General features: G+C 70.5%; 18 protein-coding genes. 2 read left to right on the plus strand and 16 right to left on the minus strand.

All coding sequences use genetic code 11. The annotated features are described in order from the left end of the window. Positions 1 to 12 precede the first annotated feature (12 nt). Genes nuoK through ACIGWZ_RS22040 form a run of 11 tightly spaced genes read right to left on the minus strand, consistent with a single transcriptional unit; the run spans position 13 to position 10928 of the window. Entirely contained in the window at positions 13 to 312 is a 300-nt protein-coding gene (nuoK, locus tag ACIGWZ_RS21990) for an NADH-quinone oxidoreductase subunit NuoK (RefSeq protein WP_030067013.1), read from the minus strand. Continuing rightward, a complete protein-coding gene (locus ACIGWZ_RS21995; protein WP_400067068.1) occupies positions 309 to 1187 on the minus strand; it encodes an NADH-quinone oxidoreductase subunit J in 879 nt (292 codons plus the stop codon). The genes nuoK and ACIGWZ_RS21995 overlap by 4 nt, the downstream gene beginning before the upstream one ends. Continuing rightward, positions 1184 to 1822 (minus strand): NADH-quinone oxidoreductase subunit NuoI, encoded by a 639-nt coding sequence (gene nuoI, locus ACIGWZ_RS22000; RefSeq protein ID WP_400067070.1) that lies wholly within the window; start codon positions 1820 to 1822, stop codon positions 1184 to 1186. The genes ACIGWZ_RS21995 and nuoI overlap by 4 nt, the downstream gene beginning before the upstream one ends. Then, a complete protein-coding gene (gene nuoH / locus ACIGWZ_RS22005; RefSeq protein WP_400067071.1) occupies positions 1815 to 3203 on the minus strand; it encodes an NADH-quinone oxidoreductase subunit NuoH in 1389 nt (462 codons plus the stop codon). The genes nuoI and nuoH overlap by 8 nt, the downstream gene beginning before the upstream one ends. Continuing rightward, the gene (locus ACIGWZ_RS22010; RefSeq protein ID WP_400067073.1) at positions 3203 to 5710 is read right to left on the minus strand and encodes an NADH-quinone oxidoreductase subunit G; all 2508 of its coding nucleotides are present in this window, start codon (positions 5708 to 5710) and stop codon (positions 3203 to 3205) included. Before ACIGWZ_RS22010 ends, nuoH begins: the two co-directional genes overlap by 1 nt. Next, the gene (gene nuoF / locus ACIGWZ_RS22015) at positions 5707 to 7083 is read right to left on the minus strand and encodes an NADH-quinone oxidoreductase subunit NuoF (protein WP_400067075.1); all 1377 of its coding nucleotides are present in this window, start codon (positions 7081 to 7083) and stop codon (positions 5707 to 5709) included. The genes ACIGWZ_RS22010 and nuoF overlap by 4 nt, the downstream gene beginning before the upstream one ends. Further along, positions 7080 to 7931: an NADH-quinone oxidoreductase subunit NuoE gene (nuoE, locus tag ACIGWZ_RS22020; RefSeq protein WP_400067277.1), complete on the minus strand. Its 852-nt coding sequence runs from the start codon at positions 7929 to 7931 to the stop codon at positions 7080 to 7082. The genes nuoF and nuoE overlap by 4 nt, the downstream gene beginning before the upstream one ends. A gap of 17 nt (positions 7932 to 7948) precedes the next feature. Then, on the minus strand, positions 7949 to 9271 hold the full coding sequence (locus ACIGWZ_RS22025; RefSeq protein ID WP_400067077.1) for an NADH-quinone oxidoreductase subunit D: 1323 nt from the start codon (positions 9269 to 9271) through the stop codon (positions 7949 to 7951). Further along, entirely contained in the window at positions 9271 to 10008 is a 738-nt protein-coding gene (locus ACIGWZ_RS22030; protein ID WP_400067079.1) for an NADH-quinone oxidoreductase subunit C, read from the minus strand. Before ACIGWZ_RS22030 ends, ACIGWZ_RS22025 begins: the two co-directional genes overlap by 1 nt. Beyond that, on the minus strand, positions 10005 to 10559 hold the full coding sequence (locus tag ACIGWZ_RS22035) for a NuoB/complex I 20 kDa subunit family protein (protein WP_400067080.1): 555 nt from the start codon (positions 10557 to 10559) through the stop codon (positions 10005 to 10007). Before ACIGWZ_RS22035 ends, ACIGWZ_RS22030 begins: the two co-directional genes overlap by 4 nt. 9 nt (positions 10560 to 10568) lie before the next feature. Further along, on the minus strand, positions 10569 to 10928 hold the full coding sequence (locus ACIGWZ_RS22040) for an NADH-quinone oxidoreductase subunit A (RefSeq protein ID WP_030262580.1): 360 nt from the start codon (positions 10926 to 10928) through the stop codon (positions 10569 to 10571). Between the two features lie 770 nt (positions 10929 to 11698). On the opposite strand from ACIGWZ_RS22040, the gene ACIGWZ_RS22045 reads away from it, so the two are divergent. Together ACIGWZ_RS22045 and ACIGWZ_RS22050 are read left to right on the plus strand one after the other, a co-directional pair. Continuing rightward, positions 11699 to 12496, plus strand: a complete 798-nt coding sequence (locus tag ACIGWZ_RS22045) for a C40 family peptidase (RefSeq protein ID WP_400067082.1) — start codon at positions 11699 to 11701, stop codon at positions 12494 to 12496. 192 nt (positions 12497 to 12688) lie between these two features. Then, entirely contained in the window at positions 12689 to 13507 is an 819-nt protein-coding gene (locus ACIGWZ_RS22050) for an ATP nucleotide 3'-pyrophosphokinase (RefSeq protein WP_400067083.1), read from the plus strand. On the opposite strand, the gene ACIGWZ_RS22055 is transcribed toward ACIGWZ_RS22050, so the two are convergent. From ACIGWZ_RS22055 to ACIGWZ_RS22075, 5 genes are all read right to left on the minus strand, one after another. Continuing rightward, on the minus strand, positions 13497 to 14330 hold the full coding sequence (locus tag ACIGWZ_RS22055; RefSeq protein ID WP_400067085.1) for an alpha/beta fold hydrolase: 834 nt from the start codon (positions 14328 to 14330) through the stop codon (positions 13497 to 13499). The genes ACIGWZ_RS22050 and ACIGWZ_RS22055 overlap by 11 nt on opposite strands. Positions 14331 to 14493: 163 nt before the next feature. Continuing rightward, positions 14494 to 15795 (minus strand): geranylgeranyl reductase family protein, encoded by a 1302-nt coding sequence (locus tag ACIGWZ_RS22060; RefSeq protein WP_400067279.1) that lies wholly within the window; start codon positions 15793 to 15795, stop codon positions 14494 to 14496. A 225-nt stretch (positions 15796 to 16020) separates the two neighbouring features. After that, a complete protein-coding gene (locus tag ACIGWZ_RS22065; RefSeq protein ID WP_400067087.1) occupies positions 16021 to 18534 on the minus strand; it encodes a hypothetical protein in 2514 nt (837 codons plus the stop codon). 185 nt (positions 18535 to 18719) lie between these two features. Next, positions 18720 to 19418 (minus strand): demethylmenaquinone methyltransferase, encoded by a 699-nt coding sequence (locus tag ACIGWZ_RS22070; protein ID WP_400067088.1) that lies wholly within the window; start codon positions 19416 to 19418, stop codon positions 18720 to 18722. A 302-nt stretch (positions 19419 to 19720) separates the two neighbouring features. Continuing rightward, positions 19721 to 20272 carry an imidazolonepropionase-like domain-containing protein gene (locus tag ACIGWZ_RS22075; protein WP_400067090.1) on the minus strand — a complete coding sequence of 184 codons (552 nt, stop codon included), beginning with the start codon at positions 20270 to 20272 and terminating at the stop codon, positions 19721 to 19723. Between the last annotated feature and the right edge of the window lie 24 nt (positions 20273 to 20296).

Below are 20296 nucleotides of genomic sequence, written 5' to 3' on the forward strand. Positions count from 1 at the left end.
TTGTGCGACCCCTTACAGCTTCATCAGGCTGGCGTCGTCGACCGAGGCCGTATGACGGGTGCGGAAGATCGACACGATGATCGCCAGGCCGACCACGACCTCGGCCGCGGCGACGACCATCGTGAAGAAGGCGATGATCTGGCCGTCGAGATTCCCGTGCATGCGCGAGAAGGTCACGAAGGCGAGATTGCAGGCGTTGAGCATCAGCTCGATGCACATGAACACCACGATGGCGTTCCGCCTGATCAGCACCCCGGCCCCGCCGATGGTGAACAACAGGGCGGCCAGATAGAGGTAGTAGACCGGGTTCATTTCTTGGCCCCCTCCTTGTGCTCCTTCGGCGCCGGGGGACCGGACGGCGATGACGGTGGCGCCGCGGGCGGTTCGGAGTCGCGCTCCAGCCATTCCTCCGAGCGCTGCTCCAGCGCCTTGAGCTCGGCGAGCGACTCGCGGGAGACGTCGCGGATCTGGCCGCGCCCGCGCAGCGTCGGGTTGACGGTCAGTTCGGACGGGGTGCCGTCGGGCAGCAGGCCCGGGATGTCCACGGCGTTGTGCCGGGCGTAGACGCCGGGGGCGGGCAGCGGCGGCACCTGCTTGCCTTCCTTGATGCGCGCGATGGACTGCTCGCGCTGGGTCCGGGCGCGCTCCGTGCGCTCCCGGTGGGTGAGCACCATCGCGCCGACGGCCGCCGTGATCAGCAGCGCGCCGGTGATTTCGAAGGCGAAGACGTACTTGGTGAAGATGAGCGCGGCCAGCCCCTGCACATTGCCGCCGGCGTTGGCCTCGCCCAGGCCGTTGAACTCCTTGAGCGAGGCGTTGCCGATGCCGGCGATGAGCAGGATGCCGAATCCGATGCCGAGGCCCGCGGCGAGCCAGCGCTGGCCCTTGAGGGTCTCCTTGAGGGAGTCCGCCGCGGTGACACCGACCAGCATGACGACGAAGAGGAACAGCATCATGATCGCGCCCGTATAGACGACGACCTGGACGACGCCGAGGAAGTACGCGCCGTTGGCCAGATAGAAGACCGCCAGGACGATCATGGTCCCGGCGAGTGAAAGGGCGCTGTGGACGGCCCGCTTCATCAGGATCGTGCACAACGCGCCGACGACGGCGACGATGCCCAGGATCCAGAACTGCACGGCCTCCCCCGAGGACGTCGTGGAGGCCGCGGCGGCGAGGCCGGTCATGCCGTCGCCTCCTTCCCCTGAGAGGCGTTGTCGGACTTCTCCCGGGAGGCGTCCGCAGCCGCGTCCGAGGACTCCGACGGGGGCCGCTCGCCCTTGGAGACGGCGACCTGACGGACCGTCCCGGGCGCGGCTTCGGCCACCAGCCCGTTGTAGTAGTCCTTCTCCGTCATGCCGGGGTGGATCGCATGCGGCGAATCGACCATGGTCTCCTCCAGGCCTGCGAGCAGCTCCTCCTTGGTGTAGATGAGCGATTCGCGGGACCGGTCGGCGAGTTCGTACTCATTGGTCATGGTCAGCGCGCGGGTCGGACAGGCCTCCACGCACAGCCCGCACAGGATGCAGCGCAGGTAGTTGATCTGGTAGACGCGGCCGTACCGCTCGCCCGGGGAGTAGCGCTCCTCGTCGGTGTTGTCGGCGCCCTCGACATAGATCGCGTCCGCCGGGCAGGCCCAGGCGCACAGCTCGCAGCCGATGCATTTCTCCAGGCCGTCCGGATGGCGGTTGAGCTGGTGGCGGCCATGGAAGCGCGGGGCCGTCGGCTTCTTCTCCTCCGGGTACTGCTCGGTCAGCCGTTTCTTGAACATGGCCTTGAAGGTCACGCCGAAGCCGGCCACGGGGTTCTGGAACTCAGACATCGTCGCCCCCCTTTCCATCGATCCCATTTCCGTCACTGACAGTGTCCACTCCGCCACTGACAATCAGCTCCCGGTCCCGGCGGGGACGCCGTCGCGGCACGGGCGGCAGGCTCTGTCCGGGCAATGGCGGCACGGGGAATCCGCCGGCCATCGGGTCGAACTCGCCATCGCCGTCCGGTTCCTCCTCGCGCTCGGCGTTCCGGAAGAAGTCCACGACCAGCGAGATCAGCAGCAGGGCGATGGCGCCCCCGGCGACGTAGAGGACGATCTGCTGGAAGTCGTAGCCCTCGTTCTTCAGCGCCCGGACGGTGGCGACCAGCATCAGCCAGACCAGCGAGACCGGGATGAGGACCTTCCAGCCCAGTTTCATGAACTGGTCGTAGCGCACGCGCGGAAGCGTGCCGCGCACCCAGATGAAGAAGAACAGCAGCAGCTGGACCTTGATGACGAACCAGAGCATCGGCCACCAGCCGTGGTTCGCGCCCTCCCAGAACGTGGTGATCGGGTACGGGGCCTTCCAGCCGCCCAGGAAGAGGGTGACCGCGACCGCCGAGACGGTGACCATGTTGATGTACTCGGCGAGCATGAACATCGCGAACTTGATGGACGAGTACTCGGTGTTGAAGCCGCCGACGAGGTCGCCCTCGGACTCCGGCATGTCGAACGGCGCCCGGTTGGTCTCGCCCACCATGGCGATGATGTAGATGATGAACGACACCGGCAGCAGAAGGACGTACCACTTGCTCTGCTGCGACTCCACGATCGTCGAGGTCGACATCGACCCGGAGTAGAGGAAGACCGCCGCGAAGGACATGCCCATCGCGATCTCGTACGAGATCATCTGGGCGCAGGAGCGGAGGCCGCCGAGCAGCGGGTAGGTCGAGCCGGAGGACCAGCCCGCCAGCACGATGCCGTAGATGCCGACCGAGGCCGTGGCCAGGATGTAGAGGATGCCGATCGGGAGGTCGGTGAGCTGCATCGGGGTGCGGACGCCGAAGATCGAGACCTCGTTGTCGGCGGGGCCGAAGGGGATCACCGCGATCGCCATGAAGGCCGGGATGGCCGCGACGATCGGCGCGAGGACGTAGACGGCCTTGTCGGCGCGCCTGACGACCAGGTCCTCCTTCAGCATCAGCTTGATGCCGTCGGCGAGGGACTGGAGCAGGCCCCAGGGTCCGTGCCGGTTGGGGCCGATGCGCAGCTGCATCCATGCGACGACCTTGCGTTCCCAGACGATGGAGAACAGCACGGTCAGCATGAGGAACGCGAAGCAGAAGACCGCCTTGATGACGATCAGCCACCAGGGGTCGCGGCCGAACATCGACAGGTCTTCCTGTGCCAGCGCGGGTCCCACGGCTGCCAGTTGATCGAGCCGCTGCATCAGACCTCCTCCTTGGCGGGCTCCGGCGCACCGGGTGCGGCGGAGACCTTCACCAGCTCACCGGGGTGCGCCCCGGTGTCGGCGGCCGCGCCACCGCCCGCGGAATTGAGCGGCAGCCACACGACCCGGTCGGGCATCGGCGTCACCTGGAGCGGCAGTCGGACCGATCCGGCCGGTCCGGTGACCGCCAGCAGGTCGCCGTCCTTGACGCCGGCCTCCTCGGCGGTGGCCTGCGAGAGCCGGGCGACCGCGGCGTGCCGGGTGCCGGCCAGCGCGTCGTCGCCCTGCTGGAGCAGCCCCTGGTCCAGCAGGAGCCGGTGTCCGGCCAGTACGGCCTCGCCGGTGTCGGGACGGGGCATCGGGCGCCCGGTCTCCTGGGGCTCCCCGGCGTACGGGCCGTCCCAGCCGCCGAGCCGGTCCAGTTCGCGGCGTACGGCGCGCAGGTCCGGCAGCGCCAGGTGGACGTCGAGGGCATCGGCGAGCATGTGCAGGACCCGGGCGTCCGGCAGCAGATGGCGGCGGGTCATCTGGTCGGGCTTGAGCGCGGCCTCGAACAGCCGGGCGCGGCCCTCCCAGTTGAGGAACGTTCCGGCTTTCTCGACGACGGCCGCCACCGGGAGGACCACATCGGCCCGTTCGGTGACCTGCGAGGGCCGCAGCTCCAGGCTGACCAGAAAGCCGACCTCGTCCAGGGCGGTCAGCGCGCGGGCCGGGTCGGGCAGGTCGGCGACCTCGACGCCGGCCACCAGGAGCGCGCTCAGTTCGCCGGTTGCCGCGGCCTCGACGATCTGGCCGGTGTCGCGGCCGTGCCGGTGCGGGAGTTCGGCCACGCCCCAGGCGGCGGCGATCTCGTCGCGGGCCCGGGGGTCGGTGGCGGGGCGGCCACCGGGCAGCAGGCCCGGCAGTGCGCCCGCCTCGATGGCGCCGCGTTCGCCGGCCCGGCGCGGGATCCACACCAGCTGGGCGCCGGTGGCGGAGGCGGCGCGGACCGCGGCGGTCAGGGCGCCGGGCACCGTGGCCAGCCGCTCGCCGACGATGATCAGCGCGCCGTCCTGGCGGAGCGCCTCGGCCGCGGTGCGTCCCTCGTCCGCCAGGCCGACGCCGCCCGCGAGCGCGTCCAGCCATTCGGTCTCGGTGCCGGGCGCGGCCGGGAGGAGCGTGCCGCCCGCCTTGATCAGGCCGCGGGTGGCGTGGGTGGCCAGCCCGTAGGTGCGCTGGCCGCTCGTGCGGTGGGCCTTGCGCAGCCGCAGGAAGACGCCGGGGGCCTCTTCCTCTGCCTCGATGCCGGCCAGGAGGACGGCCGGGGCCTTCTCCAGGGCGGTGTAAGTGATCCCGTCGCCTCCCCCGAGGTCACGGCCGCGGCCGGCGACCCGGGCCGCCAGGAAGTCGGCCTCCTCGGCGCTGTGTGCCCGCGCCCGGAAGTCGATGTCGTTGGTGTCCAGGGCGATCCGGGCGAACTTGGCGTAGGCGTAGGCGTCTTCGACGGTCAGCCGGCCGCCGGTCAGGACGCCGGTGCGCCCCTTGGCGGCCGCCAGCCCGCGGGCCGCGGCCTCCAGCGCCTCGGGCCAGCTCGCCGGCTCCAGCTCGCCGCTCTCCGCGTTGCGGACGAGGGGCTGCTCCAGCCGGTCCCTCTGCTGCGCGTAGCGGAAGGCGAAGCGCCCCTTGTCGCAGATCCACTCCTCGTTGACCTCGGGGTCGTTCGCCGCCAGCCGCCGCATGACCTTGCCGCGGCGGTGGTCCGTCCGGGTCGCGCAGCCGCCCGCGCAGTGTTCGCACACCGACGGCGAGGAGACCAGGTCGAAGGGGCGGGAGCGGAAGCGGTAGGCGGCGGAGGTGAGCGCGCCGACCGGGCAGATCTGGATGGTGTTGCCGGAGAAGTACGACTGGAAGGGGTCGCCCTCTCCGGTGCCGACCTGCTGGAGGGCGCCGCGCTCGACCAGCTCGATCATCGGGTCGCCGGCGATCTGGTTGCTGAAGCGGGTGCAGCGCGCGCACAGCACGCACCGTTCGCGGTCCAGCAGCACCTGGGTGGAGATCGGCACCGGCTTGGCGAAGGTGCGCTTCTTGCCCTCGAAGCGCGACTCCGGGTCACCGACCTGCATCGCCTGGTTCTGCAGCGGGCACTCGCCGCCCTTGTCGCAGACCGGGCAGTCCAGCGGGTGGTTGATCAGCAGCAGTTCCATCACCCCGCGCTGGGCCTTCTCGGCCACCGGGGAGGTGAGCTGCGACTTGACGACCATGCCGTCGGTGCAGGTGATGGTGCAGGAGGCCATCGGCTTGCGCTGGCCCTCGACCTCGACGATGCACTGGCGGCAGGCGCCGGCCGGGTCCAGCAGCGGGTGGTCGCAGAAGCGCGGGATCTCGATGCCGAGGAGTTCGGCGGCGCGGATGACCAGCGTCCCCTTGGGGACGGAGATCTCGATGCCGTCGATCGTCAGGGTGACGAGGTCCTCCGGCGGGATCGCCGCCTCGCCGCCCCCCGAGGGAGCATTTGTCGTGACGGTCATGCATTCACCCCCAGGTGAGCGTCGTTGTCGGCCCAGAGGGTCGACTTGGCGGGGTCGAAGGGGCAGCCCCGGCCGGTGATGTGCTGCTCGTACTCCTCGCGGAAGTACTTGAGCGAGGAGAAGATCGGCGAGGCGGCGCCGTCGCCGAGGGCGCAGAAGGACTTGCCGTTGATGTTGTCGGCGATGTCGTTGAGCTTGTCGAGGTCGTCCATCACGCCCTTGCCGGCCTCGATGTCGCGCAGCAACTGCACCAGCCAGTACGTGCCTTCGCGGCAGGGTGTGCACTTGCCGCAGGACTCGTGCGCGTAGAACTCGGTCCAGCGGGTGACTGCGCGGACGACGCAGGTGGTCTCGTCGAAGCACTGGAGCGCCTTGGTGCCGAGCATCGAGCCGGCCGCGCCGACGCCCTCGTAGTCGAGGGGCACGTCGAGGTGTTCGTCGGTGAACATCGGCGTCGAGGAGCCGCCCGGCGTCCAGAACTTCAGCCGGTGGCCGGGGCGCATGCCGCCGCTCATGTCCAGCAGCTGGCGCAGGGTGATGCCCAACGGGGCTTCGTATTGGCCGGGGTTGGTGACGTGGCCGCTGAGCGAGTAGAGCGTGAAGCCCGGGGACTTCTCGCTGCCCATCGACCTGAACCAGTCTTTTCCCTTGTTCAGGATCGCGGGAACCGACGCGATGGATTCGACGTTGTTCACGACAGTGGGGCAGGCGTAGAGGCCCGCCACCGCCGGGAAAGGAGGACGCAGCCGGGGCTGTCCACGACGGCCTTCCAAGGAGTCCAGCAGCGCGGTTTCCTCACCGCAGATGTACGCGCCGGCGCCCGCGTGCACGATCACGTCCAGGTCCAGTCCCGACCCGAGGATGTCCTTTCCGAGGAAGCCCGCCGCATACGCCTCGCGCACGGCCTCGTGCAGCCGGCGCAGTACGGGCACGACCTCGCCGCGCAGATAGATGAAGGCGTGGTGCGACCGGATCGCATGACAGGCGATGACGATCCCCTCGATGAGGGAATGCGGGTTCGCGAAGAGGAGCGGGATGTCCTTGCAGGTCCCGGGCTCCGACTCGTCGGCGTTGACAACTAGATAGTGCGGTTTGCCGTCGCCCTGCGGGATGAACTGCCATTTCATGCCGGTCGGGAAGCCGGCGCCGCCGCGGCCGCGGAGCCCGGAGTCCTTGACGTAGGCGATGACGTCGTCGGGCGCCATGGCGAGGGCCTTGCGCATGCCCTCGTAGCCCTCGTGCCGCCGGTAGGTCTCCAGCGTCCAGGATTCGGGCTCGTCCCAGAAGGCGGACAGAACGGGCTCGAGGATCTTCTCGGGGTCGCTGCCGGCCTCGGGCCGGGTGCCCCCGTACTCGGCTGCCACGGTCATCACTCCCCCTCCTCTGCGATCGGTCCGGCCGGGTGCTGGGGGTCGGAGGCCGCGGTCTGCTGTGGCGCGTCGTGCGAACTCGGGTGACCCGCGGGGGGCGGTTCGTCGGAGTGGCCGCCGGGGGGTTCTTCCGTGGCGGCGGCCGCGGGGGTGCGGGGTGCGATGACGTGGTCCGTACCGTGGCCCGGGGCGCCTTCGCCCTTGGCCAGGCGCAGCCCGATCAGCGAGGCGGGGCCCGCGCCGCCGGTGGCCTCGACGGCGCCCGGCCGCTCGTCGGGGAAGCCGGCGAGGATCCGGGCCGTCTCCTTGTAGGTGCACAGGGGGGCGCCGCGGGTGGGTTCGACGGTCCGCCCGGCCCGCAGGTCGTCGACGAGGCGCGTGGCGGTCTCGGGGGTCTGGTTGTCGAAGAACTCCCAGTTGACCATCACGACGGGGGCGAAGTCGCAGGCGGCGTTGCACTCGATGTGCTCGAGGGTGACGGCGCCGTCCTCGGTGGTCCCGCCGTTCTCGACGCCGAGGTGCTGCTTCAGCTCGTCGAAGATGGCGTCGCCGCCCATCACCGCGCACAGGGTGTTGGTGCAGACCCCGACCTGGTAGTCGCCGCTGGGCTTGCGGCGGTACATGGAGTAGAAGGTCGACACCGCCGTGACCTCGGCCGTGGTCAGGTCGAGCATCTCGGCGCAGAAGCGGATGCCGGTGCGGGTGACGTGCCCTTCCTCGGCCTGGACGAGGTGCAGCAGCGGCAGCAGCGCGGAGCGCGAGCCGGGGTAGCGGGCGATCACCTCCTTGGCGTCGGCCTCCAGCCGGGCCCGTACGTCGGCCGGGTAGTCGGGGGCGGGGAGTTGGGGCATGCCCAGCTGGACGTCGTTCACCGGTCGACGCCTCCCATCACGGGGTCGATGGACGCGACGGCGACGATGACGTCGGCGACCTGGCCGCCTTCGCACATCGCCGCCATGGCCTGCAGATTGGTGAAGGACGGGTCGCGGAAGTGCACGCGGTAGGGCCGGGTGCCTCCGTCGCTGACCGCGTGCACGCCCAGCTCGCCCTTGGGGGACTCCACGGCGGAGTAGACCTGGCCGGGCGGGACCCTGAAGCCCTCCGTCACCAGCTTGAAGTGGTGGATCAGGGCCTCCATCGAGGTGCCCATGATCTTCTTGATGTGGTCCAGGGAGTTGCCGAGGCCGTCCGGTCCCAGGGCCAGCTGCGCCGGCCAGGCGATCTTCTTGTCCTCGACCATGACCGGCCCCGGCTCCAGCCGGTCCAGGCACTGCTCGACGATGCGCAGCGACTGGCGCATCTCCTCCAGCCGGATCAGGAACCGGCCGTAGGAGTCGCAGGTGTCCGCGGTCGGCACCTCGAAGTCGTAGTTCTCGTATCCACAGTACGGCTGCGTTTTGCGCAGGTCGTGGGGCAGCCCGGCGGAGCGCACGATGGGCCCGGTGGCGCCGGTGGCGAGGCAGCCGGCCAGGTCGAGATAGCCGATGCCTTCCATCCGGGCCTTGAAGACCGGGTTGCCGGTGGCGAGCTTGTCGTACTCGGGGATGTTCTTGCGCATCTTCTTGATGAAGGCGCGGACCTGGTCGACGGCGCCCGGGGGCAGGTCCTGGGCGAGTCCGCCGGGGCGGATGTAGGCGTGGTTCATCCGCAGGCCGGTGATCAGCTCGTAGATGTCGAGGATCAGTTCCCGGTCGCGGAAGCCGTAGATCATGATCGTCGTGGCGCCCAGCTCCATGCCGCCGGTGGCGATGGCCACCAGGTGGGAGGACATCCGGTTGAGCTCCATCAGCATCACGCGGATGACCGAGGCCCGGTCGGGGACCTGGTCGGTGATGCCCAGCAGCTTCTCGACGGCCAGGCAGTAGGCGGTCTCGTTGAAGAAGGGGGTGAGGTAGTCCATCCGCGTGACGAAGGTGGTGCCCTGCGTCCAGGTCCGGTACTCGAGGTTCTTCTCGATGCCGGTGTGCAGATAGCCGATGCCGCAGCGGGCCTCGGTGACGGTCTCGCCGTCGATCTCCAGGATCAGCCGGAGCACGCCGTGCGTGGAGGGGTGCTGCGGCCCCATGTTGACGATGATCCGCTCGTCGTCGGACTTGACTGCGCGCGCCGCGACCTCGTCCCAGTCGCCGCCGGTGACGGTGTAGACCGCGCCTTCGGTCGTCTCGCGGGGGGTTGCGTGGGGAGTGGTCATCAGCTGTACGACCTCCGCTGGTCGGGAGCCGGGATCTGCGCGCCCTTGTACTCGACGGGGATGCCGCCGAGCGGGTAGTCCTTGCGCTGCGGGAAGCCCTGCCAGTCGTCGGGCATCATGATCCGCGTCAGCGCCGGGTGACCGTCGAAGACGAGCCCGAAGAAGTCGTAGGTCTCGCGCTCGTGCCAGTCGTTGGTCGGGTAGACGGCGACGATCGAGGGCACATGCGGGTCGGCGTCGGGGGCGGAGACCTCCAGCCGGATCAGCCGGTTGTGGGTGATGGAGCGCAGGTGGTAGACGGCGTGCAGCTCGCGCCCCTTGTCGCCGGGGAAGTGCACCCCGCTCACGCCCGTACAGAGCTCGAAGCGCAGCGCCGGGTCGTCGCGCAGCGTCCGAGCGACGGTCGGCAGGTACTCCCGCTCGATGTGGAAGGTCAGCTCGTCGCGGTCGACGACGGTCTTGGAGATCACGTTCTCCGGGACCAGGCCCTGCTCGTCGAGCGCGCCCTCCAGCTCGTCGGCGACCTCGTCGAACCATCCGCCGTACGGCCGCTGGGCCGCTCCGGGCAGCCGTACGGTCCTGACCAGGCCGCCGTAACCGGAGGTGTCGCCGCCGTTGTTGGCGCCGAACATGCCGCGGCGGGTGCCGATGACCTCGCCGGTGTCGTCGCGCTGGACGGGGACGCCGTTGCCGTTGCTGTTCCCCTGGTCGCTCTCGGGGTTCTTCGGCTCACTCACCGCAGCAGTCCCTTCATCTCGATCAGCGGGAGTGCGTTGAGCGCCGCCTCCTCCGCCTCGCGGGCCGCCTGCTGCTGGTTGACCCCGAGCTTGGTGTCCTGGATCTTGCGGTGCAGCTTGAGGATGGCGTCCATCAGCATTTCGGGACGCGGCGGGCAGCCCGGCAAATAGATGTCGACGGGAACAATGTGATCAACGCCCTGCACAATCGCGTAGTTGTTGAACATGCCGCCCGATGAGGCGCACACGCCCATGGAGATCACCCATTTCGGGTTCGGCATCTGGTCGTAGACCTGCCGCAGCACGGGCGCCATCTTCTGGCTCACCCGGCCGGCCACGATCATCAGATCCGCCTGCCGCGGGGAGCCGCGGAAGACCTCCATGCCGAAGCGGGCCAGGTCGTAGCGCCCGGCGCCGGTCGTCATCATCTCGATGGCGCAGCAGGCCAGCCCGAAGGTCGCGGGGAAGACCGATGATTTGCGTACCCAGCCCGCGGCCTGCTCGACAGTGGTCAGCAAAAAACCGCTCGGCAGCTTCTCTTCAAGTCCCATGGGTGACCCCTAGTCCCATTCCAGGCCGCCACGACGCCAGACATAGGCGTAGGCGACGAAGACGGTGAGCGCGAAGAGGAGCATCTCGACGAGCCCGAAAAGCCCGAGGGCGTCGAAGGTGACGGCCCAGGGGTAGAGGAAGACGATCTCGATGTCGAAAACGATGAAGAGCATCGCCGTCAGGTAGTACTTGATCGGAAAGCGACCGCCGCCGGACGGCTGCGGGGTCGGCTCGATTCCGCATTCGTACGCCTCAAGCTTCGCCCGGTTGTAGCGCCTGGGTCCGACGAGCGTGGCCATCACGACAGAGAAGATCGCAAAGCCTGCCCCGAGGGCTCCCAGTACGAGGATGGGCGCGTAAGCGTTCACCGTCCTCGCTCCCTTCAGTCGACGATGACTGGATGGCGGTCCGCTCGGGCACGGTGGCTGCCCCGTAGAGATCGTGCATATGTGAGGCAGTTCACAAGCCCGAACGCCTGCATCTTATGCCCGCCGGTCTGTGATCTGCGACACGGGGTGCGACAACGACTTTGTGATCTTCACCACCTGACGAAGGATCATGAAGCCGGATGAGCGTTGATCTTCATACGCGAAGCGCGCGAGTGATCACGAGAGGTGACATTCGGCGGGGTTACCGCTGGTCAGAGCGCCGTCGCTCTATCAAGTGGTGCCCCTTGCAAGCAAATTGGTGGTGGACTGAGTCAACTGATATAGGGAGCACACACCGTTGAGTGATCCGCTCGTGATGCGACCGTGATCATCGGTGCGTGCCCGCATTCACGAGCGACGGGTAGGGGGGTCCGATCGGGCGGGCGGACGCGCGTCCCGTCGAGTGACCGCCGTCGTCAGATCACGGGAACATAACGGACACTCAAGAGTGACCTATCCCACGCCTTTTCAAGCGATAAGTCCTTGACGGCCGGGAAGCCTTGGCGTGGCGGATATCGAGGTGATAGGCCCCTCCGGACCCCGCATCGGGCAGCAAATGCCATGCGTAGGAACATGATCGCGAAATCCGGACATCGCGTCGCCGGCTCGGCGCACGGAAAAAAGTCCGTTTTATTCGCCGTGTACGCGTCAAGTGTGGCGCACCCCACCTTTGTTGGCAGCAACCTGCGGCTCCTGATAGCCGTGGTGCCATGTCCCCGAACGCACTCATACCCAGCCACCGGAAGCCCCGCCGTTCCGCGTCCTCGCGGGCACTGCGTGCGGGCGTGACCGGTGGCTTCCTCACCCTCGCGGTAACCGGCGCGACCGTGCCTGCCAACGCCGCGGAAAAGCCCGTCTCCGAAACGCAGGAGATGCCCACCATCACGACGGCGCTGGCGACCAGCGCCGCCAAGAGCGCCGACACCGCTCAGCAGGTCGCCTTCGACTACGAGCGCCAGGCCGTCCAGGACAGCGCGCTCGCCAAGGCCGCCAAGGCCGCGGAGAAGCACAAGGCCGCCGCCGTGAAGAAGGCCAAGGCCGAGGCCGAGGCCAAGAAGAAGGCCGCCGAGGCCCGTGAGGCCAAGGAAGCGGCCCAGACCCGCGCTTCGCGCTCCGATGAGCGCACCACGCTCTCCGCGTCCTCCTCCGCCACCGGCAGCACCGCCACCCTGGTCTCCTTCCTCAAGGCCCAGCTCGGCAAGGCGTACGTCCTCGGCGCCACCGGCTCCTCGTCGTACGACTGCTCCGGCCTGACCCAGGCCGCGTTCCGCCAGATCGGGATCGACCTGCCGCGCGTCTCGCAGGACCAGTCGACCACCGGCACCCAGGTCGGCCTCGACAACCTCCAGGTCGGCGACATCCTCTACTGGGGCAGCGCCGGCAGCGCCTACCACGTCGCCGTCTACGTCGGTGACGGCAACTTCATCGGCGCCCAGAACTCGAGCACCGGCATCGTCGAGCGCCCTCTCAGCTACGACATGCCCACCGGTGCGGTGCGCGTCCTCTAGGACCCCCGCCTCCACGGTTCGCTCAAAGGGCCGCCCCTTCTCCGGGGGCGGCCCTTCGGCGTACGGGCCGCGTAGCGCGACCGATTCGCACCGCTACCGATCAGTGCCGTGGGCCGTTGCACCTCTCGCCATCTGCCGCACCTCTGCCCTCCGGGCGCCGTGCGGCATCCGTAGAGAGGACACCGCGCTCCGATGTACAACGACCGCTCCGCCCGCCGCCCCGCCCGCGGCACCGTCACCCGGGCGGCCACCGCCGCCGCCCTGGCCTCCGCGCTCGCCCTGGGCGCCGTCCACACCGCGACCGCAGCGGCGCCGTCCGCCGCGAAGACCCCGACCGGCGCTTCCGACGGCGGCTGGCACCAGGACGGCCTCACGCTCAACGCCGCCGACAACAGGACCGTCGACGCCTATGTCGCCCGCGCCCGGCGCGCCGAGCGCTCCATCAGCCCCCAGATCCGTGCCGCGGCGCTGCTCAGCCACGCCGAGCTGATCGGCTTCGACCATCGGCTGAAGTCCCCGGACTCGCTCAAGCGGAAGGTCGCCACCCGGATGCAGGAAAAGCCGGGCCGGACGGTCGGCGAGTCGCTCGCCCAGATCAATGACGCGGTCCGCTTCACCCTCCAGTGGCCGGTCGGCCGCTACTCCCGTGGCGTCACCGCCGCCGCCGGGATGCTGTCCGCCTGGGGCAACGACTCCACCCGCTGGTCCAACACCTGGCACCGCGCCGCCGGCTACAAGGCGATCAACTCCGCCTGGCGCACGCCCCGCTCGCACCAGCTCTTCGAGGTGCAGTTCCACACCCCGCGGAGCAAGGCGGCCCAGCTGGAGACCCACAAGCTCTACGAGGAGCAGCGGCTGCCCGGCACCTCGCCGCAGCGGGTGCGCGAGCTCCAGGAGCAGCAGGACGCGATCTTCGCGGCGGTACCGGTCCCGCCCGGCGCCGACCGGCTCACCGCGCCGGTCCGCCACCACCCGGTCCCGGCGACGTGGGCCCCGGCGCTCATGCCGTAGCGCCCCGGTCCCCTTCGATGAACGCCAGCAGGTCGGCGTTGAGCTGCGCGTGGTGGCTGGCGTAGATCCCGTGCCCGGCGGTCGGGTACTCCTTGTACGTCGTGCCCGGGATCAGCTCGGCGGTGCGCCGCCCGGTGACGTCCACCGGCGCCGAGAAGTCGGCGGCGCCGTGGACGACCAGGGTCGGGATGTCGATCTCGCGCAGCCCGGCTCGGCTGTCGGTGCTCAGCGCCGCCTGCTGCGCCTGGAGGGTCGCCCAGGGCGAGGCCGACAGGCACTGCGCCATGGTGTGCTCGACGAGGGCGGGCGAGACGTCGTTGCCGAGGTGGGTGGCGAAGAACGCCTCCTTCTGGCGGTCCAGCCACTTGGGCCGGTCCGCCCGCATCCGCGCCATCGAGGCGGCGACGGCGGCCTCCGGCAGGCCTTGCGGATTGTCCTCCGTACGCATCAGGAACGGCAGCATCGCCGAGACGAACACCGCCCGCGCCACCCGTCCCGAGCCGTGCCGCGCCAGATAGCGCGCGGCCTCGGCGCCGCCCAGCGAGTGCCCGACCAGGGTCACGCCCCGCAGATCGAGGTGTTCGAGCAGCGCGGCCAGGTCGTCGGCCGTCGAGTCGATGTCGTACCCGGTGGAGGGCCGGTCCGAGCGGCCGTGCCCGCGCCGGTCGTAGGCGACACAGCGGAAGCCGCGCTCGGCGAAGAAGGGGAGCTGGTACTCCCACATCTCGGTGTTGAGCATCGCACTCGAGACGAAGACGATCGGCTCGCCGTGGCCGTAGTCCTCGTACGCGAGGCGGGTGCCGTCGTGAGTCTCGAAGAACATGGCGGTTCCTCCCGTTGCGGTCTGTTGCCGTGCCTTTGTCGCGAGGTGTTTCGCGATGTGCACCAGACTGCCGGGGGGTGGTGAGTGGCTCAATTACGTGGGAGGTCATGGTCCGGGGCGGGGCACGGGAGGTCGCTCCCCGCGCCACGCCCCGCGCGCACGCTTACGAGCGCGGCGCCACCTTGCTCAGGCCGTTGATGATCCGGTCCATCGCGTCCCCGCCCGTCGGGTCCGTGAGGTTGGCGAGCATCTTGAGGGTGAAGCGCATCAGGAGGGGGTGGGTCAGACCGCGCTGGGTGGCGATCTTCATGACCTTGGGGTTGCCGATGAGCTTCACGAAGGCGCGGCCGAGGGAGTAGTAGCCGCCGTAGGTCTCCTTGAGGATCTTGGGGTAGCGGTGCAGGGCCAGCTCGCGCTGGGCGTAGGTGGCGCGGGCCTGGGCCTGCACGATGACCTCGGCGGCGATGCTGCCGGACTCCATGGCGTACGCGATGCCCTCGCCGTTGAAGGGGTTGACCAGGCCGCCGGCGTCGCCGACCAGGAGGAGGCCCTTGGTGTAGTGGGGCTGGCGGTTGAAGGCCATGGGAAGGGCCGCGCCACGGATCGGGCCGGTCATGTTCTCGGGGGTGTAGCCCCAGTCGGCGGGCATCGACGCGCACCAGGCCTTCAGGACCTCGCGCCAGTCCAGTTCCCGGAAGGCGGAGCTGGAGTTGAGGATGCCGAGGCCCACGTTGCTCGTGCCGTCGCCCATGCCGAAGATCCAGCCGTAGCCGGGCAGCAGACGGTCCTGGGCGCCGCGCCGGTCCCACAGCTCCAGCCAGGACTCGAGGTAGTCGTCGTCGTGGCGCGGGGAGGTGAAGTACGTGCGTACGGCCACGCCCATCGGGCGGTCCTCGCGGCGGTGCAGGCCCATGGCCAGCGAGAGCCGGGTGGAGTTGCCGTCGGCGGCGACGACGAGGGGGGCGTGGAAGGTGACCGGGGTCGTGTCTTTTGCATCGGACCCGGCCTCGCCGAGCTTGGCGTGCACGCCGGTGATGTGGCCGGTGAGTTCGTTGACGATGGGCGCGCCGACATTGCAGCGCTCGTAGAGGCGGGCGCCGGCCTTCTGGGCCTGGCGGGCCAGCTGCTCGTCGAAGTCGTCGCGCTTACGGACCAGTCCGTAGTCGGGGTACGAGGCGAGATCCGGCCAGTCGAGCTGGAGGCGGGTGCCGCCGCCGATGATGCGCAGGCCCTTGTTGCGCAGCCAGCCCGCTTCCTCGGAGATGTCGATGCCCATGGCGACCAGCTGCTTGGTCGCGCGCGGGGTCAGGCCGTCGCCGCAGACCTTCTCGCGCGGGAACGCGGTCTTCTCCAGGAGGAGGACGTCCAGGCCGGCCTTGGCCAGGTGGTACGCGGTGGCCGAGCCGGCGGGCCCGGCACCGACGACGATCACGTCCGCGCTGTGCTCGGCGCGGGGTGCGGTCACGGACTCGGTCACGGACGCGGACTCGGTCACGGGGGGTCTCCCGAAGTCGATGGAGGCGGTCGATATCTCGATATCTGGGTGCCGACCGGCAGAGGGCCTGTGCAGTCTATGGGGGCCTTGGCGATCGGAAACTGAAGGGTTGGCCCTTGAAGCCCGAGACCGGGGACGGGACGGTGGAGGGGAGGGCGGGCGGAGGACGGATGGTCCCCCGCCCGCGGCGGATGCCTAGTCGACGTCCGTGGCGGACACGGCCCAGGTGCCGAGCGCGGTGCTGAACACCTTGTCGTTCGCCGGATCGTAGAGCGAGTCCAGGCACTCGTAATAGATGCTGTACTCGGTGCCGTCGGCGGCGACATACGCCTGGTCGATGGCGTGGATGGTGTTCCCCGTGTCGTTGACGTAGGTGAACTCCCAGCGGGCGCCGTCGCTTTTCTGGAAGGCGTTCCGCTTCAGCTCCGTCCGCTGGTAGTTCGTGCGCTTCTTGGCGTGCTTCTCCATGCTGAGGAAGTTGTCGTACGAGGACTGCGGGGCGTCGGCGATGACGCCGATACGCAGGTACGAACTGCCGGTCGGTGCCTTGTAGTCGACCTGGGTGCCCTTCACCGAGCGCTGCCATCCGTGCATCACGCCGAGCGAGAAGCCGTACGGATCGTCCTTCCGCTCGAAGCCGGCGGGGAGGCCCGCGTCGGGGGAAGGGGTGGCGGAGGGGGAGGCGGGCGAGGCGGTCGGGGACGGGGTGGCGGAGGGGGCGGGGGTGCCGGTGGGCCCGCCGCTCTTCGCGACGGCGGGCTTCTTGGGTGCCTTGTGGTCCTCGGCGCCCGCCCGGTGGTTCTTGTAGTACAGCGCGCCGGCCGTGGCACCTCCGCCGACGAGGAACGCGATCAGCGCCATCGACACCCACTTCACGGCGCGGCGCCGGGCCGGGCGGGGTTCCTCGAGCGGGGCGGGAGTGACCGCGGGGGTGGCCGGGGGCGTCGGCGCGGCCTCGGGGGCGGGCTTCGCGAAAAGCCCCTCCGCAGACACGTTCGCCGGCACGTTCGCGGGAACCTCCGCGGGCGCTGCCGCGGGCCCGTCAGCAGGGGCGGGCGGGGCGGCCGGTGTGGGCGGGACCGCGGGGAGGGGCCCGGTGGCCGGGGCCGGCGGCATGCCGGGGGCGGCCGGGGACGCCGCGGGAGCGCCGTACGGGGCGGCCGGGGCGGCGGGCGCGGCCGCATTGCCGCGGCCGACCATCATCCGCAGATACGGGGCGAGCAGCGCCGCGCCGAACGTCCACAGCAACGCGAACAGCAGCGTTTCGGCGCCGCCCGCGGCCAGTTCGCCGTGCGCGGCGAGGCGGGAGTCGCCCTCACCGCCGTAGCCGCCCCCGTAATCGCCGCCGTACTGGCCGCCGTACTGGCCGCCGTAACCGCCGTCGAGGCCGCTCCCGCTGCCCCCGGCGTGCAAGGACGCCGACACGGTGGCCCCCGCCGCCCACACCGCCAGCACCAGCGCGACCACGAAGAAGCCCGCGGCCAGCAGCTGTTCGCGCCGGTCGGCGCTGCGACGGACGGTCAGGAAGCCGACCAGCAGGGCGCAGACCAGGCCGCCGACGATGATGCCGAACAGCGCCCAGTCGCCGCCGAGCCGGCCCAGCTCGGAGTAGCCGATCGACTGCCGGCCGGAATCCAGGAACGGAAGGCCGGGGACGTTCCATTCGGCGTTCACCGGTGCGCCCCAGGCCAGCGCCAGGGCGATCGCGCCGAGATTGGGCAGCAGCACCAGCAGGGCGACCGCATCGCCGCCCGTGACGTCGTCCGCCGTGGCGAGGATGGCCACGAAGGCGACCAGACCGGCCAGCAGGACGACGGTGACCAGCGCGAGCAGCGCGGTCCGCAGGGCATTGAGGGTGATCCGCCACCCGGGCCGGGGGGCGAGCCAGGCCCGTGCCTCGTCGCGCGCCAGCACCGCGCCGCTCACCACGGCCGCCAGCAGGAAGGAGCACAGCAGCGCGCGCCAGGCGGCCGAGGACAACTCCATTCCGTCGTAGGACGGCTGGGCCAGCAGGCCGAGCGCCAGGGTGCCGGCGCCGCACAGCACGGCGATCCGCAGCACCGACTCCCGTACGGAAGCCCTCGGGACGGCCGTACCGGGTATTCCGGCCGGTGCGGAGGCGGCCGCGCGGCGGGCCTTACGGGCGGCGACGGCCAGCAGCGTCACCCACAGCCCCGTGACCACCAGCGGCACCAACGACACCGACATCTCGCCGTTCAGGCCCTCGCCGAACCTGCCCAGGGGCCCGGTGGCGCTGCCGGAGAGGGTGACCCCGCCGCCCACGCTCTGCAGCAGCAGCGCGAGGAAGCAGCGCATCCGTACGCCCCAGCCGAGCCCGGCCTCGTCCATGTCGTCCGACGAGAAGATGCCGAGCACACAGGCGAGGAGCAGCAGCATCAGCGTCGGCCAGGCCGCGACCTTCAGCGCCGCAAGCCAGTCGCCCCTCATCGTGCGGCCGAGAAAGGCGCCGAGGGGCGAGGGGGCGGCGGGGGCGGCGTACGGCGGACGGCCGGGCGGCGCCGCCGGGACCGGAGGTTGCACCGGGGGCGGCGGGGGCGGCGGCCCGCCGGGCGCGGGCGGCGCGGCGGCCTGCCGTTCCCGGCCGCAGCCCATACAGAAGCGCGCCTCGGGCGGCGAGGAAGAACCACATTCCGGGCAGGAGGCGGAACGCTCGGACACATCGAACTCCGGGAACTCAACGGGCAGCACGATCGGCTACCACTCGCGAACGTAGGGACACCGCTGTCCTACGCATGGTTCCCGCCAAATCACGCCCTGTGAAGCGACGTTATCCAAGCGAGTCCGTAGCCGGGTTCGCAGGCGAGTCCGCAGGCTGCCCTGCAGAAGGGTCCGCAGGCGAGTCCGCGCCCGGGCCCCGGCCGGGGCGGTTCGGCTCAGCCGGCCGGCTTGGTCCCCCGGTGGAGCGCGACCACGCCGCCGGTCAGATTGCGCCAGGCGACCTTGGTCCAGCCCACGCCCTGCAACTTGGCGGCGAGTTCGGGCTGGTTGGGCCAGGTGCGGATGGACTCGGCGAGGTAGACGTACGCGTCCGGGTTGCTGCTGACCGCGCGGGCGACCGGCGGCAGCGCCCGCATCAGGTACTCGGTGTAGACGGTCCGGAACGGCGCCCAGGTCGGCTCGCTGAACTCGCAGATCACGACCCGGCCGCCCGGCTTGGTGACCCGGTACAGCTCGGCCAGCGCGGCATCCGTGTCCTGGATGTTGCGCAGCCCGAAGGAGATGGTGACGGCGTCGAAGACCCCGTCGGCGAACGGGAGCCGGGTGCCGTCACCCGCCGTGAAGGGCAGCCACGGGTGCCGCTTCTTGCCTTCCCCCAGCATTCCGACGGAGAAGTCGCAGGGCACGACGTACGCGCCGGTCCGGGCGAACGGCAGCGACGAGGTGCCGGTGCCGGCCGCGAGGTCGAGCACCCGCTCGGCGGGCCGGGCGGCCACCGCCCGGTCCACCTCCTTGCGCCACAGCCGCGCCTGCCCGAGGGAGAGCACGTCGTTGGTGAGGTCGTACCGCGCCGCCACGTCGTCGAACATCGCGGCGACTTCGTGCGGCTGCTTGTCCAGGGATGCTCGGGTCACCCGGCCATTGTCCACCGTGCGGGGGCCGGCACCCGCACCGGGCACCGCCCGTTGCCGGGAGGCTGGTCGGGGACGGCCGGATTCCCCCGAGCTCTCGACTCCGCTCGAGCAGGGGGGACCCCCTCAGAACATCCGGGCGGTCCAGCGGTGCGCAGTGCATCGTGAGCGGCCGGGCGCCGACCGTCCCCGCATCAGCGATCATGCCGGGCCGAATCCGTCATTCCGTTTCCGTTGACGCCGCCCTGACGTGCACCGGGGCCGCGTTGACGGCTCCTTGACGAAGATCATCGAGGCGGACGGACTCAGCGCCGCCGGTGGACGAGCCGGCCGGCCAGCACGGTGGCCAGGCACGCCCCGTCCTCGCCGAACACGGCGAAGTGGGCCGGCTCCCCGGCGGCCAGCACCCGCGGCACCGGCCCCGGCAGCTCCACGAGCCCGGAGCGCTGTACGGCCGTGCGGACCGCGGGCCGGGTGAACGGCCCGGTCAGCGCCGTCGTGCCGGTCGCCAGCAGGCGTTGCAGCCCCCGCCGGGCGCTGGCGCCCCACCGCGCCTCGGTCATGCCGAGCGCGGCGAGCGCCGCCCCCGTGAGGGGCTCGCCGCCGAGCTCGTCGGCCTCCCGCGGATCGGGATGGTAGGCGGCCTCCAACAGCGCGGCCCCGTGCGGTTCGTAGCGCCCCGGCGTGAGGACGCCGTCCCACTCCCGTACGCGCGCCCGCTCCCCGTACGCCGCGAACAGCTCCTCGTACGGGCCGACGGCGGCGATCCGGGCGCCGTCGACGACGACCGCGTACCCGGCGTCCAGGGCCCCGTCATGGACGAGCCGGACACCGCGCACGCGGTGAAGTGTCAGCATCGGGAGCTCGGCCGGTCCGGGTGC

The organism is Streptomyces sp. NPDC053427 (assembly GCF_044544985.1).
Classification (GTDB): Bacteria; Actinomycetota; Actinomycetes; order Streptomycetales; family Streptomycetaceae; genus Streptomyces.

What these genes read in the sequence shown, in the direction of transcription:
- ACIGWZ_RS22025 (WP_400067077.1), bottom strand. Translation starts at nt 9,271, where the DNA reads ATGACCACTCCCCACGCAACCCCCCGCGAGACGACCGAAGGCGCGGTC.
- ACIGWZ_RS21995 (WP_400067068.1), bottom strand. Translation starts at nt 1,187, where the DNA reads ATGACCGGCCTCGCCGCCGCGGCCTCCACGACGTCCTCGGGGGAGGCC.
- nuoK (WP_030067013.1), bottom strand. Translation starts at nt 312, where the DNA reads ATGAACCCGGTCTACTACCTCTATCTGGCCGCCCTGTTGTTCACCATC.
- ACIGWZ_RS22045 (WP_400067082.1), top strand. Translation starts at nt 11,699, where the DNA reads ATGTCCCCGAACGCACTCATACCCAGCCACCGGAAGCCCCGCCGTTCC.
- ACIGWZ_RS22035 (WP_400067080.1), bottom strand. Translation starts at nt 10,559, where the DNA reads ATGGGACTTGAAGAGAAGCTGCCGAGCGGTTTTTTGCTGACCACTGTC.
- ACIGWZ_RS22050 (WP_400067083.1), top strand. Translation starts at nt 12,689, where the DNA reads ATGTACAACGACCGCTCCGCCCGCCGCCCCGCCCGCGGCACCGTCACC.
- ACIGWZ_RS22075 (WP_400067090.1), bottom strand. Translation starts at nt 20,272, where the DNA reads ATGCTGACACTTCACCGCGTGCGCGGTGTCCGGCTCGTCCATGACGGG.
- nuoE (WP_400067277.1), bottom strand. Translation starts at nt 7,931, where the DNA reads ATGCCCCAACTCCCCGCCCCCGACTACCCGGCCGACGTACGGGCCCGG.
- nuoI (WP_400067070.1), bottom strand. Translation starts at nt 1,822, where the DNA reads ATGTCTGAGTTCCAGAACCCCGTGGCCGGCTTCGGCGTGACCTTCAAG.
- ACIGWZ_RS22055 (WP_400067085.1), bottom strand. Translation starts at nt 14,330, where the DNA reads ATGTTCTTCGAGACTCACGACGGCACCCGCCTCGCGTACGAGGACTAC.
- ACIGWZ_RS22010 (WP_400067073.1), bottom strand. Translation starts at nt 5,710, where the DNA reads ATGACCGTCACGACAAATGCTCCCTCGGGGGGCGGCGAGGCGGCGATC.
- nuoH (WP_400067071.1), bottom strand. Translation starts at nt 3,203, where the DNA reads ATGCAGCGGCTCGATCAACTGGCAGCCGTGGGACCCGCGCTGGCACAG.